Here is an 18,019-nt window from a genome sequence, read left to right as displayed (position 1 = left end):
GTGGCGATCGCCGCTCCGTCGTTGACGGACGTGTTCACGCGGCCTCCGCCTCGGGAACTCCGAGTTCGGAGAGGAAAGACTTGGCCCAGTGCCCCACGTCGTGGGTACGCAGGTGACGTTGCATTGTCCGCATCCGGCGGCGTGCCTCGGTTTTCTCCACGTGCACGGCCCGGAGCAGGGCGTCCTTGACCGCGTCCGGGTCGTGCGGGTTACACAGGAAGGCCTGGCGCAGCTCCGTTGCGGCGCCGGCGAACTCGCTGAGCACGAGCGCACCGCCCTGGTCGGCGCGTGATGCGACGTACTCCTTGGCTACCAGATTCATACCGTCTCGCAGCGGGGTCACCATCATCACGTCCGCAGCAACGTACATCGCGGCCAGTTCACTGCGACTGTACGACTGATGGAGGTAATGCACGGCAGGCACGCCGACTCGGCCGAATTCGCCATTAATCCGACCAACTTCGCGCTCGACCTTGACCCGAAGTGCCTGGTAGTGCTCGACGCGCTCGCGGCTCGGCGTGGCCACCTGCACCATAACGGCGTCCGGAACTGTCAACTTTCCGTCAGCGAGCAACTCGCGGAACGCCTTGAGGCGCAACTCGATGCCCTTGGTGTAATCCAGCCGGTCGACGCCCAGGATGATCGTCTTCGGGTCGCCCAGTTCGGCGCGGATCTGCTTGGCCCGCGCCTGGATCGCCGGGTCGGCGGCCATCCGTTCCATCTCCTGCGTGTCGATGGAGATGGGGAACGCGCCCGCCTTCACCTGCCGGCCGTCGACCTGGATCATCTGCCCCTCGTAGCGCAGCCCGAGCAGGTGCCGGGCCAGCCGGACGAAGTTCTGCGCGGCCAGCCGCTGCTGGAAGCCCACCAGGTCCGCGCCGAGCAGGCCGCGCAGGATCTCGGTGCGGAACGGCATCTGCATGAACAGCTCGATCGGCGGGAACGGGATGTGCAGGAAGAACCCGATCCGCAGGTCCGGACGCAGCTCGCGGAGCATCGCCGGGACCAACTGGAGCTGGTAGTCCTGCACCCAGACCGTCGCGCCCTCGGCCGCGACGTCCGCCGCGGCCTCCGCGAACCGGGCGTTGACCAGGCGGTACGCCTCCCGCCAGCGCCGCTTGTACGCAGGTGTCTCCACCGCGTCGTGGTAGAGCGGCCAGATCGTCGCGTTGGACTGGCCCTCGTAGTAGCGCTCCAACTCCTCGGCGCTGAGCGGGACCGGGTGCAGCCGGATGCCCTCCAGGTCGAACGGCTCGGGGGCGGCGCCGGTGCCGCCGGCCCAGCCGACCCAGGTGCCCTGGTGTTCGGCGAGCACGGGATGCAGCGCGGTGACCAGCCCGCCGGGGCTGCGTCGCCACTGCCGTCCCTCGGGTGTGCTCACCTCGTCGACCGGCAGACGGTTCGCCACTACGACAAAGGAGCTACGGACGGTCACGATCGGCCACCTCCGGGTGCTGACGGGTCCACCGCGATGAGCGTACTGAGCGTAGCTGCGGCGTCTTGTGCCCCGTGCCGGAGTCTCCTACCCGCCCCACACGCACCGAATCCTGAAGGTGATCTTGTCGACAGCCGCGCCGGTCCAGAGGTCGATGACCACCGGGGTGATCGACTCCGGTTTCTTGAAACTGGTGCATTCCGGCGTGGGGGACGGCCCGATTTCCATAAAGTCGAGTGGATCATGGGTTGACGATCGCACTCCGCGTACTCCTGGGGCGGGGTGATGTGGGCGAAGCGCGCCGTACCTGTCAGGATTGACGATGGCGTGCGCGCGGCCGGCTCCCGGCCGGCGGCGGCGGGTGCAGGTCCCAGCCCGCGCCGCGCCGCCGACTCAGGCGACAGCAAACCGACGGAGGTAGCCCGCACCGTGGCCCAGTACATCTACGTCCTGGAAAAGGCGCGCAAGGCGCACGGCGACAAGGTCGTGCTCGACAACGTGACGCTGAGCTTCCTGCCGGGGGCCAAGATCGGTGTGGTCGGCCCGAACGGCGCCGGTAAGTCCAGCCTCCTCAAGATCATGGCAGGGCTGGACAAGCCGAGCAACGGCGAGGCCCGGCTGATGCCCGGCTACACCGTCGGCATGCTCGCCCAGGAGCCCCCGCTCAACGACGCCAAGACCGTCCTCGGCAACGTCGAGGAGGCGGTCGCCGAGACCAAGGCCAAGCTGGAGCGGTTCAACAAGATCGCCGAGCAGATGGCGACGGACTACTCCGACGAGCTGATGGAGGAGATGGGCAAGCTCCAGGAGGAGCTGGACCACGCCGACGCGTGGGACATCGACTCCAAGCTCGAACTCGCCATGGACGCGCTGCGCTGCCCGCCGCCGGACGCCGACGTGACCCAGCTCTCCGGTGGCGAGCGGCGCCGCGTGGCGCTCTGCAAGCTGCTGCTGGAGGCGCCCGACCTGCTGCTGCTCGACGAGCCCACCAACCACCTGGACGCGGAGAGCGTCTCGTGGCTGGAGCAGCACCTGGCCAAGTACGCCGGCACCGTCATGGCGATCACCCACGACCGGTACTTCCTGGACAAGGTGGCCGGCTGGATCCTGGAGCTGGACCGCGGCCGGGCCATCGGCTACGAGGGCAACTACTCCACCTACCTGGAGAAGAAGGCCGCCCGGCTGGCCGTCGAGGGTCGTCGCGACGCCAAGATGAAGAAGCGCCTTACCGAGGAACTGGAGTGGGTCCGCTCCAACGCCAAGGCCCGGCAGACCAAGTCCAAGGCCCGCCTGGACCGGTACGACGAGATGGCCAACGAGGCGGAGAAGACCCGCAAGCTGGACTTCGAGGAGATCCAGATCCCGCCGGGCCCGCGCCTGGGCAGCACCGTGATCGAGGCGAACGGCCTCAGCAAGGGCTTCGGTGACCGGCTGCTGATCGACAACCTGTCGTTCTCGCTGCCGCGTAACGGCATCGTCGGCATCATCGGCCCGAACGGCGTCGGCAAGACCACGCTGTTCAAGACCATCGTCGGGCTGGAGGAGCCGACCGGCGGCGAGGTCCGCGTCGGCCCCACCGTCTCGCTGTCGTACGTCGACCAGAACCGGCAGGGCCTCGACGGCGACAAGACCGTCTGGGAGGTCGTCTCCGACGGGCTGGACTACCTGATGGTCGGCAAGGTCGAGATGCCGTCGCGGGCGTACATCGCCGCGTTCGGGTTCAAGGGCCCGGACCAGCAGAAGCCGACCAAGGTGCTCTCCGGCGGCGAGCGCAACCGGCTCAACCTGGCGCTGACCCTGAAGATCGGCGGCAACGTCATCCTGCTCGACGAGCCGACGAACGACCTGGACGTGGAGACGCTCTCCAGCCTGGAGAACGCCCTGCTGGAGTTCCCCGGCTGCGCCGTGGTCATCTCCCACGACCGGATGTTCCTGGACCGCGTCTCCACGCACATTCTGGCCTGGGAGGGCGACGACCAGGACCCGGCCAAGTGGTTCTGGTTCGAGGGCAACTTCGAGGCGTACGAGAAGAACAAGATCGACCGCCTCGGCGCGGAGGCTGCCCGGCCGCACCGGGTGACCTACCGCAAGCTGACCCGCGACTGATGTCCGACCGGTTCGTCTACCACTGCACGCTGCGCTGGTCCGACCTGGACGCGTACGGCCACGTCAACAACTCGCGCTTCCTCACGCTCTACGAGGAGGCACGGGTGGCGTTGATGTTCGCCGGCGGCCGGGCCTGGGGAGTGGGCTCGTTCGCCGACGGAGTGGTGATCCGTCGGCACGAGGTCGACTACCTGCGCCCGGTCGACTACGCGCTGGGTCGGGCCACCGCGGAGGCCGCCCCCACCGTCCGCATCGAGCTGTGGGTGGAGGAGATCAAGGCGTCGCGGTTCACCGTCGCGTACGAGCTGTACGACGGCGAGGTGCTGGCCAGTCGCGCCCGCTCGGTGCTGGTGCCGTTCGACCTGACCCGCCAGGTGCCCCGGCGGATCACCGCCGAGGAGCGGGATTTCCTGCTCACGTACGCCCCGCAGGGCGGCGGGGCGTGACGGGACCGGGCACCGCCGGCCCGGACCGGGTGGCGGCGTCGCCGTCCGGGCACGGCGTGACAGGCGTGGCCGACGCGGGCGCCTTCCTGGCCCGGCTGGTCCGGCTGGACCGGGCGGCGCCGGTCCGGCTGCGGCCGGCCGGCGCACCCGGCCGGGTCGCCCTGTTCGCCCGGCTGCCGTGGCAGGTGCTGGTGGCCCGGACGGTCGCCGGTGCGGCGGCCGGAGACGTCACCGTGGGCGCCGCCGACCTGCTTGCCGAGCTGGAGCGCGGTGGCGCGACGTTGCCGGCCCGCCGGGACGCGCAGTGGCGCTGGCCGCTGCCACCGACGCGCAGCGAGTCGGTGGAGGTGCTGCCCGGCGTGGAGCTGCGGCGGATCGCCGACGCGGCGGCGGGCACCCTGCGCACCGCGAGCGAGCAGGGGGTGGCGGGCCGGGCGGTGGGTCAGCGCGCGTTGCGCGACGCGCTGCTCGACCACGTGGCCGTGCTGGTCACACCGGACGATCCGCCGGGCCCCGCCGTCGAGGTGCCGCAGCGGCTGGTGCAGGGCCTGGTCCGGATGGGCTTCCTCGGCGCGGTCGGCGACCCGGCCGGTCCTCCGGCCCGCTCCGAGGTGCAGGTGCGGGTGGCCGGCCGTTGGGTGGGCCTGGTGGCACCATACGGAGCGGCCTGGTTGCAGAAGGCCACCGATCTTGCCGTGACACCCCTCACCCCTCATCCGAACGGATGACCCCTGCTCATTCTTCTGGGCCGGTGCGGCCGTTGGGGGGATGCTTCAACCCGGCTGTCCGGGTACCGTCCATCCTCGGATCCAACGCACCGTAGGCGGCTGGATCCGCTGGGGAGTGAGGTGCGACGAGCGATGCCGTGGTGGTCATGGCGCCCCGGTCCCGCCGACGGCGGCGATCCGGAAACCCGAAGCGGGATCACAGTGGACAGCGCGGTCCGGGTCGGACCGCCGAACCCTCGCCAGCCGGGGGACGACTGCCCGGGCAGCGACCGACCCGTACTGACCGAGATGCCGGCGACCATCGAGCCGGTGAGCCTGCGCCGCGTCTGTGACGCACTCGACCTGCTCGACGTGCGCTACCTGGCCGACGGCGACGGCAACCTGCTGGCCATGTGGGAGCGGCACGCGGTGCTGGTGACCCTCGAGGGCCCCGAGGACGAGATCCTGGTCATGCGGGCCCGCCCGCACGCCACGGTTCCGCCGGACTGGGCCGACCGGGCCTACCGGGTGGTCAACGAGTGGAACCACACCCGCCGCTTCTGCAAGGCGTACATCGGTGACCCGACCGAGCGCGGGCAACTGCCGATCTACGCCGAGTTGCAGGTGCCGCTGGGCGCCGGCACCCACGACGCTCTGCTGGTCGAGATGCTCGACTGCGGTGCGGCCGTGGCCACCAGCTTCGTGGACTGGCTGCACGACGAGGGCGCGCTGCTCTGAGGCCGCCCGCGGCCTCCGTGCCCCGAGCGCGCCGTCAGGCGCGCTCGGCCGGGTCCTCCATGGCGTTGACCATGAAGTACGCGGCCCGCTCCAGGTAGTCCCAGAGGGCGACGGCGAGCTGCGGCTCCAGGTCGAGCCGGTCCACCGCCTGGCGCATGTGCCGCAGCCAGGCGTCCCGCTCGGCCACGCCGATCCGGAACGGGGCGTGCCGCATGCGCAGCCGCGGGTGCCCGCGCTGAGCGGAGTAGGTGTTCGGCCCGCCCCAGTACTGCATGAGGAACAGGGTCAACCGGTCCGACGCCGGGCCCAGGTCCTCCTCCGGGTACATGGGTCGCAGCAGGGGATCGGTGGCGACGCCGACGTAGAACTCGTCCACCAGCCGGCGGAAGGTGGGTTCGCCGCCGACCGCTTCGAAGAGGGTCATCGACGCAGCGGGACGGTCGGATTCACCTGCGGGGTTCACCGTTCCATCCTGCCAGGTGCGTCAGCCGCCGGCCCGACCCGGAGACCGTGCGTCCGCTCACGCCGTCGCGATCAGGTGACCGCGTGCCGGCGGGGGCCGTCGGCGGGCCGGAGGTGGGCGCCCGTCGGTGTGGCGCCGACGGCGGTACCGCCCGGATCGGGCGTCGGCTCGGCGTTGGCCGCGGCGGCCCTGGCGATGGCGTCGTCCACCGTCTGCTTGTCCGGCCAGCGCAGGGCGGCGATGGTCATCAGCAGCACCCCGGCGGCGCTCCAGACCCCGACCACCACCGGAATGGAGAACCGCTCGGCGAGCAGCCCGGTGGCCAGCACCGCGAAACCCTGGATGACCTGCACGCCGGTGGCCATCACGCCGAAGGCGCGGGCCCGGAACCCGTCCGGCAGAGCCTGGACGAAGAGCCCGTTGGCCATCGGCATCATCCCGGCGACCGCGAACCCGCACAGGGCGGCCAGCAACGCCACCACCAGCGGTGGCGGGTCGAACAGCGCCGGCACCAGCACCAGCGGGGAGAACACCGCGAGGGGTCGCATCAGCGTCAGTCGGCGGGTCGGGCCGAACAGCCGGCTCACCAGCAGCCCGCCCAGGATGTAGCCCACCGGGTTGGCCGCCATGATCACCGCTTGCGCGGTGCCCGCGTCCATGCCACCGTGCGAGCCCTTGTTGGCCCAGGCCGCGGCCAACCCCTCCGGAATGATCGAGAACAGCAGCGCGCTGAACACCAGCACCGCGATGGCCCGCAGCACCGGCGTGCCGAATACGATCTGGAACCCCTGGCCCGTCTCCCGGAGCAGGTGCGAGCGGTGCGCGCTGGTCATCGTGGCCTGTCGCTCCCGCACACCGACGCGGACCAGCAGCGCCGACAGGCCGAAGGTGGCCGCGTTGAACAGCAGCGCGACAGTCGGGTCGATCGAGGCGACGACGGTGCCGAGCAGGTAACCGACGACCTGGGCCGCCTGCCCGATGCTGGCGTTCAGCGACAACCCGACCACCAGCCGGTCCCCGGCGAGGATCTGCGGTAGCAGCGCGGACTTCGCGGCCTGGCTCGGCGGGTTGGCCAGCGTGGCGGCGAAGAGGAGCCCCAGCAGCGCCGGAACGGGCAGGTCGGGGAGGGCGATGAGCAGCATCAGCACCATGCGGATGACGTCGCACGCCACCATCACCCGGCGGTACGGGTGCCGCTCGGCAAGCGCGGCGAGCAGCGGGCCGCCGAGCAACCACGGCAGGTAGCTGACCGCGAACGCGGCGGCGGAGAGCGCGACGGACCTGGTCTGCTGGTAGACGAGCAGGGTCACGGCGGCCTTGGCGACGTAGTCACCGACCCAGGACAGGGCCCCGGCGGTGAAGACAGCGCGGAACTCGCGCTGGGCGAACACTTCGCGAAAAGTGGCCGGGCCTTCCGCGGAAGGTCGCTCGTCGGGCACCGTCGCCTCCATCGGCCCCCGGAACGGCAACTCGTGGCGGCCGGGCCGGGAACACTCGTCAGATCTACTGATCAGCGAGGATGTGACCACGCTCCGGCGGGAACGCGTGCTCGGGATTCTGCCCGATCGTCTGACAACTAGCTAGTGCGAACGGCTCGCTCGTCGCATCCCCGACTGAACGAACGGACGATACCTGAGGGGCCGAGCGGCTCGCGACCCCTGTATTGCCGGCCAGTGTCGCCGGCGTCAGGTGGCGCCACCCTGGCCGGTCTCACCCTCCGGCAGCGGCCGGCTCGACACACCGGGATAGATGCGGGCGGCGGCGATCTGCGCGGTGATGCCCGAGTTCTCCAGCGCCTCCGCCAACCTGCGGCGCAGCTCCCGGCCCACCGCGAACTGGCCGTCGGCAGTCGTCTTCACCACCGTACGGATCACGGCGCCGTCGACAGTCATCTGCTCGACGCCCAGCACCTCCGGCGCCTCCACGATCTGCGGTGACAGCTCCGGGTCCAGCGCCACCGAGGCCGCCGCCGTCCGCAGCACGGCGTTTGCCTCCTCGGTGCCGCTGAAGCCGATCGGCAGGTCCACGACCACAAGCGCCCAGCCCTGGCTCTTGTTGCCGACGCGAATGATCTCGCCGTTGCGGATGTACCAGAGCACGCCGCGTCCGTCGCGGACCGTGGTGACCCGCAGCCCGACCGACTCCACGACACCCGTCGCCTCGCCCAGGTCGACGTTGTCGCCCACGCCGTACTGGTCCTCGATGAGCATGAAGAGCCCGGCGATCAGGTCCTTGACCAGGCTCTGCGCGCCGAAGCCCAGGGCGACGCCGGCGATCCCGGCGCTGGCCAGCAGCGGGGCGAGGTCGAAGCTGAACTCGCGCAGGATCATCAGCAACGCGATGCCGAAGACGAACGCGGTGGTCAGGCTGCGCAGCACCGAGCCGATCGCCTCGGCCCGTTGCCGGCGGCGCTCCGGCACGAACTCGGCCGGGTCGACCGCGGCCGTGGGCACCCGCTCGCGCAGCGGCCGCAGCATGGTCGGCACCGCGCCGTCGGTGGTCGTCCGGACCAGCCGGTTGATCGTCCGGTGCAGCGCCCAGCGGGCCACCATCGCCAGCGCCAGTATCAGCAGCACCCGCAGCGGTTTGAGCAGGATCCAGTAGCTGCCCTCGGCGAACCAGGCCGACCTGGTGATCCCGTAGATCCATTCACAGGAGGTGCTGCCCTGACAGTTCACCGATACGGCGTCGGGCAGGGCAAGGGGCGTCACGCTGGCGGCACTCACCCTGTCTTCGTACCGCAACGTCGCGGACCTGCCGCCGCCGACCCACCGGCCGGGTGAGATGCGCCCGAGCGCCGGGTCGGACCGGGGCGAACCGGCCATCGTGACAGGTGCGGGAAAGAGCTTCATGTCCGACCCCGGATTAGTACGTGCAATCCCTGATTGGGCAACCCGGACCGGTTCTGACCTGCAAGGACGCTGAGGGAAGATCATCCGGCACAACCAGGGCACAAACTAATGCTGATCTTGGTCACCGGTAGGGCCGGTCCGACTGCCCTTGGCGGGGCGGAGGATCTGCCCGATCAGGCCGCGCGGCCGGTCCTTCTTCGGCAGCCAGTGCACGTAGGTTTCCAGCGTGATCCGTAGGCTGGCGTGCCGCAGTGCGTGCTGCACCTCCTGGGGCTCGACGCCGTTGCTCATCAGGGTGGTGGCGAAGAAGTGGCGAAGGGAGTGGAACGTTCCCTCTCTGGGCCAGTCTGCGGCTGATCGCCAGTCCTCCCACAGCTCCGACCAATACCGATCGGTTATCAGCTTTCCTCGCGTGGTGGTGAACAGGAGAGCCGCAGGACGGGTGACCCGCCTGTCGCTGGTGATGTCCGGCAGTTCAAATTCGACGGGGCCAACCTCGTTGACGTGAGCGGTCACTTCCTCGGCGACCACGGCGTCCAGATCGACTGTCCCGGCCGATCCGCTCTTTGGCGCGGCAAGGTAGAAGCCTCCGAAGTGCTCCCGGGAGTGCCGCAACTGCTGGACAACATGCAACTCTTCGGCGGCAACATCCATGCACCGCGAGCTGTTCTCCATGCCCAGGACTTCACCGATGCGCAACCCTTCGCCGGCTCCCAGCCAGATGGCCGCACGGAATCGTCGGGGTACGACCCCGGCGAGCTTGAGCACCTGGTCCTCGGTCGGCACCCACTTCGGTGCCCGTGACATCCCCCGCAGCACGTGCGAGAGGTTCACGCCGTCGCAGGGGTTGTCGTCAAGCACCTTGTCGACGACGGCAGCGTTCATGATGGTCTTGAGAACGCCGAAGTAGAGGCCGATGGATGACTTCGCGGTGTGATCGTCCAGCAGTCGACCGAGCCAGGCCATCACATCGGTCAGGGTGATCGATCGGATGGATTGTTCGCCGAAAGCCGGCAGAAGACGTTTCCGAAGATTCTGCGGAACACGTCGGCGGGTCTCCACACTCCACCCCGACTCGCGTGATTCCTGCCACCGCTGCGCATATTGAGCAAAGGTGAGCTGGCCTATCTCGCGGCTCACCTTGACCTCTGCGGCGACGCCCGAGCGACAGTTGAGGTCGAAGGTTTCCGCGTCGCGCTTGAGGTCGAACAGCTTTTCGCGGTCGTTGTTGTCGGCGTCGGTGTAGCGCACTCGCCAGCGCTTTCCTCGGCCGTGTCGCTTCGAGGGGATGAACTTCTTCGTATCCGGGTTGCGTTTCTTGAGATACCAAAGGTCATCGATTGCCATGTCAGGCCGCCTGATCTTCCAGCCAGGCCCGGACGTCGGCCGGGTCGTAGCGCAGGTGCCGGCCGACCTTGAAGGCACGCGGGCCGGTCCGGCGGTGCCGCCATTGGTACAGGGTGCCAACGGGAACCCGCAGGAACGCCGCTGTGTCGCCGATCGACCAGAGGTCCGGCGTCGGGGTAGGGGCGGGTGCGGTCATCGTGGCTCCTTTCGACTGAGGGTGATGTAGGCGCGGCTTTCGCCGCTGTAGCCGGCGGAACGGGTGCTGGTGCGGCAGGTGACCCGTTCGCGGCCGTAGTAGGCGGTGAGTTGAGCCGCGATGGTTGCGGCGTGGGCTTTGACGGTGGCGGTCGGGCCGATGAGCCGGACCGCGACCAGGGGGCGGGGGTGTGCGGGCATGACGCTCCTTCCAGGTCGGGTGGGTGGGGTGTTGCGTGCGCTGTGGAGTTGTCAAGGAACGGCTTCACTGGCGTTGACACGTACGTGTCAAGCGGCCAGGGGTCGGACCGCGCGAGTGGCGGCGAGTTCGTCGGCCAGGGCGTCGATGCCGGCGAGGTGTTGTGCGCGGGCCATGGCGGCGGCGGTGTTGGCGAGCAGGGCGTCGCCGGTGGTGATCCAGCCGGTTGCCTGGTAGCCGAGTTCGTAGATGACCCGCTCGGTTTGCTCGTCGTCCCAGGTGTGCGGGTGGCCCTCGGTGCGCCGCCAGATGGTCCGCTGCAACCGGAGGAAACCGAGGGTGACGGAGAAGGCGCGGCTCTTGGTGGCGATGTGTCCGCCGTAGCCGAACTGGTGCGCCCAGCGGCGAAGCCGCGTGTAGTCGGGGTGCTCGCCGAGGTCCCAGCAGGCGCGGATGAGCCGTCCGAGGTGGGTGCCCGGGTCGCCGTGGATTTCGACGGAGAGGTCGTCGACGCGGCGCAGGCTCAGGCCGGTTACCTCGGTGCTCTTGGTGACGTACTTGGCGATGTAGCCGGTGATCTGGGCGAGGTTGACTTCGTGGCCGGGGGCGTTGACGTGCTTGAGGTCCAGGCCCTTGTCGCCCCAGGCGATGTGCCAGCCCTGCCCGCCGTTGGCGGGGTGCGACGCGGAGGTGTAGGCCGTCTTGAGGAAGGCGGCTTCCACGGCGTCGGCGAACATCTGCCGGGTGATGCCGGCCGGCGGCGGGACGATCGCCTCAGGGCAGTCGGGGTTGTAGCCGTCGAGGCGGATGAGGGCGTGGTAGTGGATGACGCCGCGTACCTGGAATTCGTAGACCTTGATGTAGCGGCGGCGCAGGTCGACGCCGTGGGCGCGGCCGAGGCGGCGTAGTTCCCGGTCGGCTTGTTGGATGGTGCGGCGCCACAGCTCGGGTGCCTCGTGGTTCCACACGACTTGGCCGACGTGGTCGTAGCAGTCCAGGCACAGCGGCTGGCCGAGCTGGGTGTCGGCGGCCTTGTGGCGTTGCCCGCAGCGCAGCTCCTGGCCGTGGGGGCAGGTGCGGCCGAATGGGTGGCAGACCGAGGGCCGGCAGGTGCAGCCGTCCTTCTTGCGGCAGTCGGCGGCGTGGACCTTCACGACTCGGTGGTGCACCGGCCCGAAGGATGGGGCGGTGGCGGTGAGGAAGATGGCGATGTGCTCGTTGAGCGGTGGTAGTCCCCATCGGTCGCCTTGCAGGCCGGCTTTGATGAGGTGGTAGGTGTCGCGTCGGTACAGCTCGGCGCAGGACGGGCAGACGGCGGCGCGGCGGTTGCCGCAGGGGGTGTAGATCGCGCCGTCGGGCATGTCCTCGGTGTCGACGGTGGCCATGCGGTTGCCGTCGGCGTCGTTGACGTGGATCTGCCCGGCCAGGCGGATCGGGTGCTTGCACGCGGAGGCGGCGCGGACGTGGCCGAGCCATTCGGGGTAGTCGGGGTCTTGGGCGCGGGCACGCCCTGACGCGACGGTGCGGGGATCGTGCCCGCGTACCCACCCGTCGGCGGTCAGGTTGCGGGTGGTGCGGGTCGGGGTAGCCCAGGGCCAGTAGCCGGCGGACTCAGCGGAGGCTCCCGTGCCCGAAACCGTGGTGGTTTCGGGCGCGAGAGGCAACGTCGAGGACGTCACGCGGTGGCTCCAACAGCGGTGCCGTTGTGGGCCTTGTCGTTGATGCTCGGTTGGGTGTTGAGGGCCGTCAGGATGTCGGCGGCCGTGTGGGTGGGGACGCGCAGTCGCACAGCGAGCTGGCCGGGGGTGATGGGTTCACCGTGGGCCTTCTCGTGGGCGCTGGCGACGATCCGGGCTCCGGAGAGCAGCGCGGGCGCGGGGCCGGCGGTGGCTACCGCAGGCGCGGCGGGTGCCGGGGTCGGGTCCTTGTCGGTGGTGTCCGGGGTGGGCTCGACCGTCGTCGGGGTGTCGGTGTCCTCGCCAGAGGTGGGCAGGGTTGTGGGTTCGTAAGCGGGTGCGGTGATCTCGGGTGCGGGGTTGGTGGCCGGGGTCGCGGCGGCCGGGCGGACCGTCGGCGAGGCGGGGATGTCGGGTGACGACGCCTCGGCGAGGGTGGCCGGCGCAGGTGCCGGGACGGTTTCAGTGGGCCGGGTGGTGCGGTTTCCGGTGGCGAGGAGCGCGGCGGTGGCCATGAGCATCAGGCCATCGACGGCGAGGGGACCGAACCAGACGACGAGAGTTTCCTCGTTGTAGTGGTCGAGCAGTCCGGACAGGTGCCGGTAGGACACGAACGCGGCGACCAGGGCGACGGGCGGGAGCCCGACCCAGCGCAGCACGTTCCAGCCCCAGCCGGTCGGCCAGGGCGTGCGGGCAAGGATCTCGATGGCGATGAACAGGAACAGTGGCCAGACGATCGCGGAGATGACCGCGCCGGGCTCCGGCGACCAATCGGCCGGGGCGTCGGTCGGGGCGATGAACGAGTGAGCGATGTTGGCGGCGACGGAGACAGTGCCGCCGGACAGTGCGCCGATGTAGGCGTAGACGCGGCCGTTCTTGGAGGTGTTCATGACGCCGCCTTCGAGGCGGGCGTGGGGGCTGGGTCGGCGAAAAGGGAGAAGCTGAGGACGACTGCCTCGATGTAGCCGGTGCTACGCAGGTCGTTGGTGATTTTGGTGATGTCGGCCATGGAGCGGATGTGCCGCTTGCAGGGCCATTCGACGGACATGAAGCCGATGCCCTGAGGGGCCTTGTAGGTGAACGAGATCATGTAGCGGTGCATGACTGTGTCCTTTCGGTCAGAGGCAGGCGATGAGGAGGGCGGAGGCCCAGAGGCAGGCGTAGTGAAGGGATTGGTCGGCGAGGTACATGCCGCAGACCGGGGTCTGTCGGTCGGCGAAGGCGGCGGAGCCGGTGGCGTGCAGGATGAGGCGGACCGTCCAGCGGCGGTCCAGGAGTGCGTGGGTGATGGCCGAGAAGGCCAGGCCGGCGGTGAGTCCGAGGGCGGACACCGGTAGGTCGAGCAGGGCGACGGTGACGGCGAGCATGGCCGCGACCGTGAGGTGGTAGGTGGCGACGTGCGTCAGGAGGTGACGCCAGCCGGTCCAGCCGGGCTCGGCTTTGTGGGACGCGTCGGCGTCGGTTTGCACGATGTGGTCGGCGAGTTGGTGGGCCGGGATCAGGACGGCGGTGATGACCGCGAAGACGAGTGCGGGGTTCATCGGGTTACCTCCGGGGTGCAGTCGAGGCAGGTGCCGGTTCGGCGGGGGATGTAGTAGGGCTGGACCTGGCCGCAGTCGGGGCAGGTGCGCCGGGCGGTGAGCGCCTTGTCGATGGCCGCCAACTGGGCGGGGGTAGCGGTCCGCTTCGGGAGAGCGAGGTCGAGGCGGAATAGGTAGGCGACGCGCTTTCCGCGACGCCACATGATTTGTGCGGCGGGGTCTTGGCCGCCGGGGCGCAGGTTGCGGGCACGCAGTTGCCGGCGGGTCAGCAGGTCGCTCGGCGCGAATTTGTAGGGGTAGGTCGGCAGGCCGTAGCGCTCGCCGGTCGGGTCGTAGAACACCATCGGGTCCTCCGAGTCGTCGTCGGCCTGGTCCTGGTCGTGGTCGTCGCCGGCAGGGGTGCTGCCGGTGGTGAAGGTGGGGTGTTCGTAGGTGTCGCGGTCGATGTCCTCGGGCAGGAACGCCGCCGAGCACAGGGCGCAGACGATCGGGCCTTCCTCGAAGGCGGCCTTGGAGATGCGCAGCTTGCGGGGGCACTCGCATTCGCACGAGACGCCGTTGTTGTTGTTCGTGCGGGTCTTGCCTTCCCCGGTCGGTTCCGGGTGGCGGTAGAACCGCAACGCCTCAGTCAGGCCGGTGATGGTCGACCGGTAGCGGGCGCGGGTGAGGTCGGTCAGGGTGCAGGGCGAGTAGCCGAGCTTGTCGTCCTTGGTCGTGGACAGGCCGAGTTCGGCGGCGAGGGTGGCGAACTTCTTGTTGTGCCAGCGGCCCTGCCGGGAGGTGTCCTGGATGCCTCGCACGTCGGCGAGGGCGTGGGTTGCTTCGTGCAGGAGCGTGGTGAACACGGCTTCCGGTTCGCGGGAGAGCCCTTCACCGGAGATGAGGATTTCGGGCAGTTGCTGTTCGCCGGCTTGCCAGCGCAGGGCGGCGAAGTGGCCCCACTTCATGCCCTGACTGGGCTTGGTGGGGGAGCCGGAGCCGACCACGAGGACAGCGGCCGGAACTTCGGAGTGCTGGGCGCGGATGGCCGACCAGGCGGCTTCCAGCGCGGCGACGAGGCCAGCGGTGGAGACGGAGTCTTGACACGTACGTGTCACGTCGGTGATCTGGGCGGCGGTGCTCATGCGGCCCTCCGGATGGTGTGTCGGCGGTAGGCGATGGCGGCGGCGCACAGCGCCTCGATGACGTCGGCCGGGGTGCGGCCGGGCAGGGTTTCCCAGTCGAAGACCGGGGCGTGCAGGCCGGCGTGGCCGACCGCGATGAGGTAGGTGTTGAACCACTCGACGGCGGCGCTGTAGGAGTGCTGGTCGGCGTCGGTGATGCCGGTCAGGTACCAGCGGGGGCGGCCGAAGACGGCGGCGCGGATCGCGCCGAGGATCGACGCCGGGTAGGTGCCGGTGCGGTGGCAGGCGCACTTAGCCGGGCAGGCGTCGTGGGCGTCGTAGAGGCCGGTGGGGGTCCAGCCGTAGCGGCCCAGGTAGAGGGCGGCGCGGTCATGGACGGCGTGAACGTTGCCGGTCAGCAGAGCGGAGACGGTGTTCATCGGGCGGCCCGCCAGGCGAGGAACCCGGCGCGGGTGGGTAGCCGTTCTTGGCTGTACTCGTGTTCGGCGTAGGTTTCGAGGTCGTCTTCGGTGGCGTGGGTCCACTCGTAGTCATCGGCGGCGTCGCGCAGGACGTCGAGGACATCGGTGAGGGTGTGGCCGACGTGGTCGTTGAAGTCGGCGACGATCTCTCGGTCGGAGGAGCACAGCGCGCCGTAGTAGTTGTGCTCAGGGGTGCGGCCGTCGCGCCACAGGTAGTCGGCGAGGTGCCGGAAGGTGCTGTCGCATTCGGCGTTTTCGCCGAGCAGGACGGCCATGCGGTCGCCGTAGACAGCCATCCCGATAGCGCCGCTTAGGCAGGCCGGCGGGAACGCGGTTTCGGTGGTGCAGTCGTAGTAGCTGCCCTGGGTCCAGCCTCGGATTTCGAGGTAACGGGCGGCGCAGCGCAGGATGTAGGCCGGAGTCAGGTCGGCCAGCGCGCCGGAGGTGGTGGGCTGTTTTTGGGTAGGATTCATGGCGGCCACGTCCTTTCGTGGGCGGTGGTTGGGTCGGCGAGCCGGGTTTGCTTCCTAGGGCTGGTCCCGGTTCGTCGGCCGCTTCTATCGGTGGTGCAGGTGGAGCCGGAGAGTCACCCGTTGCCTGCCGTCGGTGGCGGCGGTGGGTGCGGAGCGGAAGACGAGCGCGCCCGCGTGGCGGGCGATGGCGGTCAGGGCGGCGATGTCTTCGCCGTCGCCGATGAGCACGAGGTCCAGGACGCGAGTCGGGACAGCGGTCCGGGTCTTCATGCCGCGACCTTCGCGGCGGGGGCGGCGAGGCCGCTGCGGCGGCGGGTCCAGGTGGCGTAGTCGGCGACGCGGATGATGTCGGCGTCGGTCATGTAGGCGGCCTTCACGCGGTTGGGGATGCCGCCTTCGGCGATGAGGTAGCCCTCGCCCTGGTTGTTCGGGTCGATGCTGTTGGAGGAGAAGCCGCGGGCGTACCAGCCGTGCCCGAGCACGATGTCCGACGACACGTCGTTGGTGCAGCGGCCAGCGAAGCGCCACGCGAACAGGTCCCGCAGTGACGGCGGGATGATGTCCGAGGACGGGCGTTGAGTGGCGGCGGCGACGATGATGCCGACGGCGCGGCCCCGGGCGACGATGTCGCGCAGCAGCGCGGCGAACAGGTCCTGGTCCTTCTTGTCTCCGGCGGTGGCGGAGAAGTAGGCGATCTCGTCGCAGGCCACGAGGATCTGACCGAACAGGTCGTTGGGGCCGATCTTCCGGCGGCGGCGGGCCAGCAGGAACGAGTACCGGTTGTCCATCACCGTCTGCACGCGGCGCAGGGTGCGGATGGCGTGGTCCATGTCGGGGCCGACGAACACGTCGGCGGCGTCCTTCCACAACCCGAGTTCGACTTGCTTGCCATCGAGCAGGCACAGCCTGACGTCCGGGCACAGCGCGGCGTGACCGACGATGGTGTTCAGCAGGCTGGACTTGCCTGCGCCGGGCTCACCGCCGATGAGGATGTTGCGGTAGATCATCGGCAGGTAGGCCGGGTGGCCGAACTCGTCGATGCCGAGGAACACCGGGTCGAAGATGGACAGGCCACCGGCGACCGGAACCGTGTCCGCCGCAGTGGCCGGGGTGGGTAGTTCGATGGTGTCGGTGAGGTCCATGACGACGACTCCCGGGGGTTGGTTGACACGTACGTGTCAGGGCGGGTGGGGGATTGGGTGGGGCGCGGACGCTTGACCCGTCGGGGGTGCGTGGTCCGCGCCGTCCCGGTGGTTAGGCGTAGTCGGAGGGGTCGAACCCGTTCGGGCTCGTGGTGTTGGTGGTGTTGTTGCGCGGCTTGCGCTGGCGGGGCGCATCGGTGGATGCGGTGGCCGGCTGGTCCGGCACGTCGGGCAGGTCGAGGCCGACGGGTGGCATGCCCGGTGAGGTGGGGGCGTTGGCCGGGATGTCCGTGGGGACGTAGTCCGGCAGTGGCGACACGATGGTGTGCGCCAGGGGTTCGCGGCGGGTGATGTCGAGGCGGATCAGCGCCGCGTACTTGCGGTTGGCGCGCATGACGCGGACCTCGTTGGCCCAGCACGCCACTGCGAGCTTTTGCACCTGGCCGTCCTGCTCCAGATCCCGCAGAGACAGGCCGGGGCGCAGCCACACCCAGACCCGTTCGCCGGCCGGGGTTGGCTTGGCGGGCAGGATCAGCGGGAGTGAGCCGTGCCGGTTGGTGGCGATGAACGCCGCGAAGCACAACCGCAGGCGGTGCCGGACGATCAGGCACCACACCCAGGCCATGACCCGCAGCCGGATCGGCTTGATGGCGGCGGGGACGCCGACGACCAGGGCGACGATGAGCAGCGAACCCCACAGCGGGGTCGACTGCATCAGCGTGGTCCAGCCGTACACGACGGCCAGGCCGAGCACGATCTCTGGCAGCCAGTGCCAGAACACGCGCAGGACCGGCCACGCCGCGATCAGCGCGAACACCACCGCGCCGAGCACCGCGCCGAGGACGACGCCGAGCAGCGCACCCAGGATCGGGTGCAGGTAGTAGGAGGCCACCGTGGCGGCCAGGAGACCGACCACGCCGAGGGTGACCCAGAACGAGATGATGGCCCGACGACGATGCGAGCGGGCAACCGGCGCTTCGATGACAGTGACTTGACCCCCACGGTTCGACCAGCCGAACGGGGACCTCTGGCTAGACTTGGACACGACAAGTCCTCCCTCTGTAGGGACCTTGTTGGACAGGACGCGGGGTCGCAGACGACGCCAATCAACGGC

At 69.6% G+C, this 18,019-nt stretch carries 21 protein-coding genes; 4 read left to right on the top strand and 17 right to left on the bottom strand.

The window, feature by feature from the left end; genetic code table 11:
- Positions 1–34: 34 nt before the first annotated feature.
- Positions 35–1,435, bottom strand: a complete 1,401-nt coding sequence (locus MILUP08_RS28255) for an alpha,alpha-trehalose-phosphate synthase (UDP-forming) (protein ID WP_007464229.1) — start codon at positions 1,433–1,435, stop codon at positions 35–37.
- Positions 1,436–1,864: 429 nt separating this feature from the next.
- Between MILUP08_RS28255 and ettA the strand changes: the two genes are divergently transcribed.
- The 4 genes from ettA (at position 1,865) to MILUP08_RS28235 (ending at position 5,432) form a co-directional block, all read left to right on the top strand.
- Positions 1,865–3,541, top strand: a complete 1,677-nt coding sequence (ettA, locus tag MILUP08_RS28250; protein WP_007464227.1) for an energy-dependent translational throttle protein EttA — start codon at positions 1,865–1,867, stop codon at positions 3,539–3,541.
- Positions 3,541–3,987: an acyl-CoA thioesterase gene (locus MILUP08_RS28245; protein ID WP_007464226.1), complete on the top strand. Its 447-nt coding sequence runs from the start codon at positions 3,541–3,543 to the stop codon at positions 3,985–3,987. The genes ettA and MILUP08_RS28245 overlap by 1 nt, the downstream gene beginning before the upstream one ends.
- On the top strand, positions 3,984–4,715 hold the full coding sequence (locus MILUP08_RS28240) for a DUF8185 domain-containing protein (protein WP_007464225.1): 732 nt from the start codon (positions 3,984–3,986) through the stop codon (positions 4,713–4,715). The genes MILUP08_RS28245 and MILUP08_RS28240 overlap by 4 nt, the downstream gene beginning before the upstream one ends.
- A gap of 132 nt (positions 4,716–4,847) precedes the next feature.
- Positions 4,848–5,432, top strand: coding sequence for a type III secretion system chaperone family protein (locus MILUP08_RS28235; protein WP_007464224.1), 585 nt, complete (start codon positions 4,848–4,850; stop codon positions 5,430–5,432).
- Between the two features lie 34 nt (positions 5,433–5,466).
- Here the strand turns inward: MILUP08_RS28235 and MILUP08_RS28230 are convergent, their stop codons facing one another.
- From MILUP08_RS28230 to MILUP08_RS28150, 16 genes are all read right to left on the bottom strand, one after another.
- The gene (locus MILUP08_RS28230; protein WP_193376587.1) at positions 5,467–5,856 is read right to left on the bottom strand and encodes a globin; all 390 of its coding nucleotides are present in this window, start codon (positions 5,854–5,856) and stop codon (positions 5,467–5,469) included.
- 110 nt (positions 5,857–5,966) lie between these two features.
- Entirely contained in the window at positions 5,967–7,346 is a 1,380-nt protein-coding gene (locus MILUP08_RS28225; RefSeq protein ID WP_039906737.1) for an MFS transporter, read from the bottom strand.
- A gap of 234 nt (positions 7,347–7,580) precedes the next feature.
- Positions 7,581–8,639: a mechanosensitive ion channel family protein gene (locus MILUP08_RS28220; RefSeq protein ID WP_039908925.1), complete on the bottom strand. Its 1,059-nt coding sequence runs from the start codon at positions 8,637–8,639 to the stop codon at positions 7,581–7,583.
- A gap of 213 nt (positions 8,640–8,852) precedes the next feature.
- Complete coding sequence (locus MILUP08_RS36990) at positions 8,853–10,094, bottom strand: tyrosine-type recombinase/integrase (protein ID WP_007464220.1); 1,242 nt, start codon at positions 10,092–10,094, stop codon at positions 8,853–8,855.
- A gap of 1 nt (position 10,095) precedes the next feature.
- Positions 10,096–10,290 carry a helix-turn-helix transcriptional regulator gene (locus tag MILUP08_RS28210; RefSeq protein ID WP_007464218.1) on the bottom strand — a complete coding sequence of 65 codons (195 nt, stop codon included), beginning with the start codon at positions 10,288–10,290 and terminating at the stop codon, positions 10,096–10,098.
- Positions 10,287–10,490: a hypothetical protein gene (locus tag MILUP08_RS28205; RefSeq protein ID WP_007464216.1), complete on the bottom strand. Its 204-nt coding sequence runs from the start codon at positions 10,488–10,490 to the stop codon at positions 10,287–10,289. Before MILUP08_RS28205 ends, MILUP08_RS28210 begins: the two co-directional genes overlap by 4 nt.
- 87 nt (positions 10,491–10,577) lie before the next feature.
- On the bottom strand, positions 10,578–12,167 hold the full coding sequence (locus tag MILUP08_RS28200; protein ID WP_007464215.1) for a replication initiator: 1,590 nt from the start codon (positions 12,165–12,167) through the stop codon (positions 10,578–10,580).
- Positions 12,164–13,054, bottom strand: coding sequence for a hypothetical protein (locus MILUP08_RS28195; protein ID WP_007464213.1), 891 nt, complete (start codon positions 13,052–13,054; stop codon positions 12,164–12,166). Before MILUP08_RS28195 ends, MILUP08_RS28200 begins: the two co-directional genes overlap by 4 nt.
- The gene (locus MILUP08_RS28190) at positions 13,051–13,266 is read right to left on the bottom strand and encodes a hypothetical protein (RefSeq protein WP_007464212.1); all 216 of its coding nucleotides are present in this window, start codon (positions 13,264–13,266) and stop codon (positions 13,051–13,053) included. The genes MILUP08_RS28195 and MILUP08_RS28190 overlap by 4 nt, the downstream gene beginning before the upstream one ends.
- A 16-nt stretch (positions 13,267–13,282) precedes the next feature.
- Positions 13,283–13,705 (bottom strand): DUF3307 domain-containing protein, encoded by a 423-nt coding sequence (locus tag MILUP08_RS28185; RefSeq protein ID WP_007464209.1) that lies wholly within the window; start codon positions 13,703–13,705, stop codon positions 13,283–13,285.
- Positions 13,702–14,049 carry an RRQRL motif-containing zinc-binding protein gene (locus MILUP08_RS28180; RefSeq protein ID WP_039908922.1) on the bottom strand — a complete coding sequence of 116 codons (348 nt, stop codon included), beginning with the start codon at positions 14,047–14,049 and terminating at the stop codon, positions 13,702–13,704. The genes MILUP08_RS28185 and MILUP08_RS28180 overlap by 4 nt, the downstream gene beginning before the upstream one ends.
- Before the next feature lie 776 nt (positions 14,050–14,825).
- Positions 14,826–15,248 (bottom strand): DUF6197 family protein, encoded by a 423-nt coding sequence (locus tag MILUP08_RS28170; RefSeq protein ID WP_007464206.1) that lies wholly within the window; start codon positions 15,246–15,248, stop codon positions 14,826–14,828.
- Positions 15,245–15,763 (bottom strand): DUF6197 family protein, encoded by a 519-nt coding sequence (locus MILUP08_RS28165; RefSeq protein ID WP_007464204.1) that lies wholly within the window; start codon positions 15,761–15,763, stop codon positions 15,245–15,247. Before MILUP08_RS28165 ends, MILUP08_RS28170 begins: the two co-directional genes overlap by 4 nt.
- 84 nt (positions 15,764–15,847) lie before the next feature.
- Positions 15,848–16,033, bottom strand: coding sequence for a hypothetical protein (locus MILUP08_RS28160; protein ID WP_039906735.1), 186 nt, complete (start codon positions 16,031–16,033; stop codon positions 15,848–15,850).
- A complete protein-coding gene (locus tag MILUP08_RS28155) occupies positions 16,030–16,905 on the bottom strand; it encodes an FtsK/SpoIIIE domain-containing protein (protein WP_007464202.1) in 876 nt (291 codons plus the stop codon). The genes MILUP08_RS28160 and MILUP08_RS28155 overlap by 4 nt, the downstream gene beginning before the upstream one ends.
- A gap of 112 nt (positions 16,906–17,017) precedes the next feature.
- Complete coding sequence (locus MILUP08_RS28150) at positions 17,018–17,950, bottom strand: hypothetical protein (protein WP_007464201.1); 933 nt, start codon at positions 17,948–17,950, stop codon at positions 17,018–17,020.
- Positions 17,951–18,019: the final 69 nt, after the last annotated feature.

The organism is Micromonospora lupini str. Lupac 08, from assembly GCF_000297395.2.
GTDB lineage: Bacteria > Actinomycetota > Actinomycetes > Mycobacteriales > Micromonosporaceae > Micromonospora > Micromonospora lupini.
Note: the sequence above shows the minus strand (reverse complement) of the source record. Positions and strands in the feature narration are given on the sequence as shown.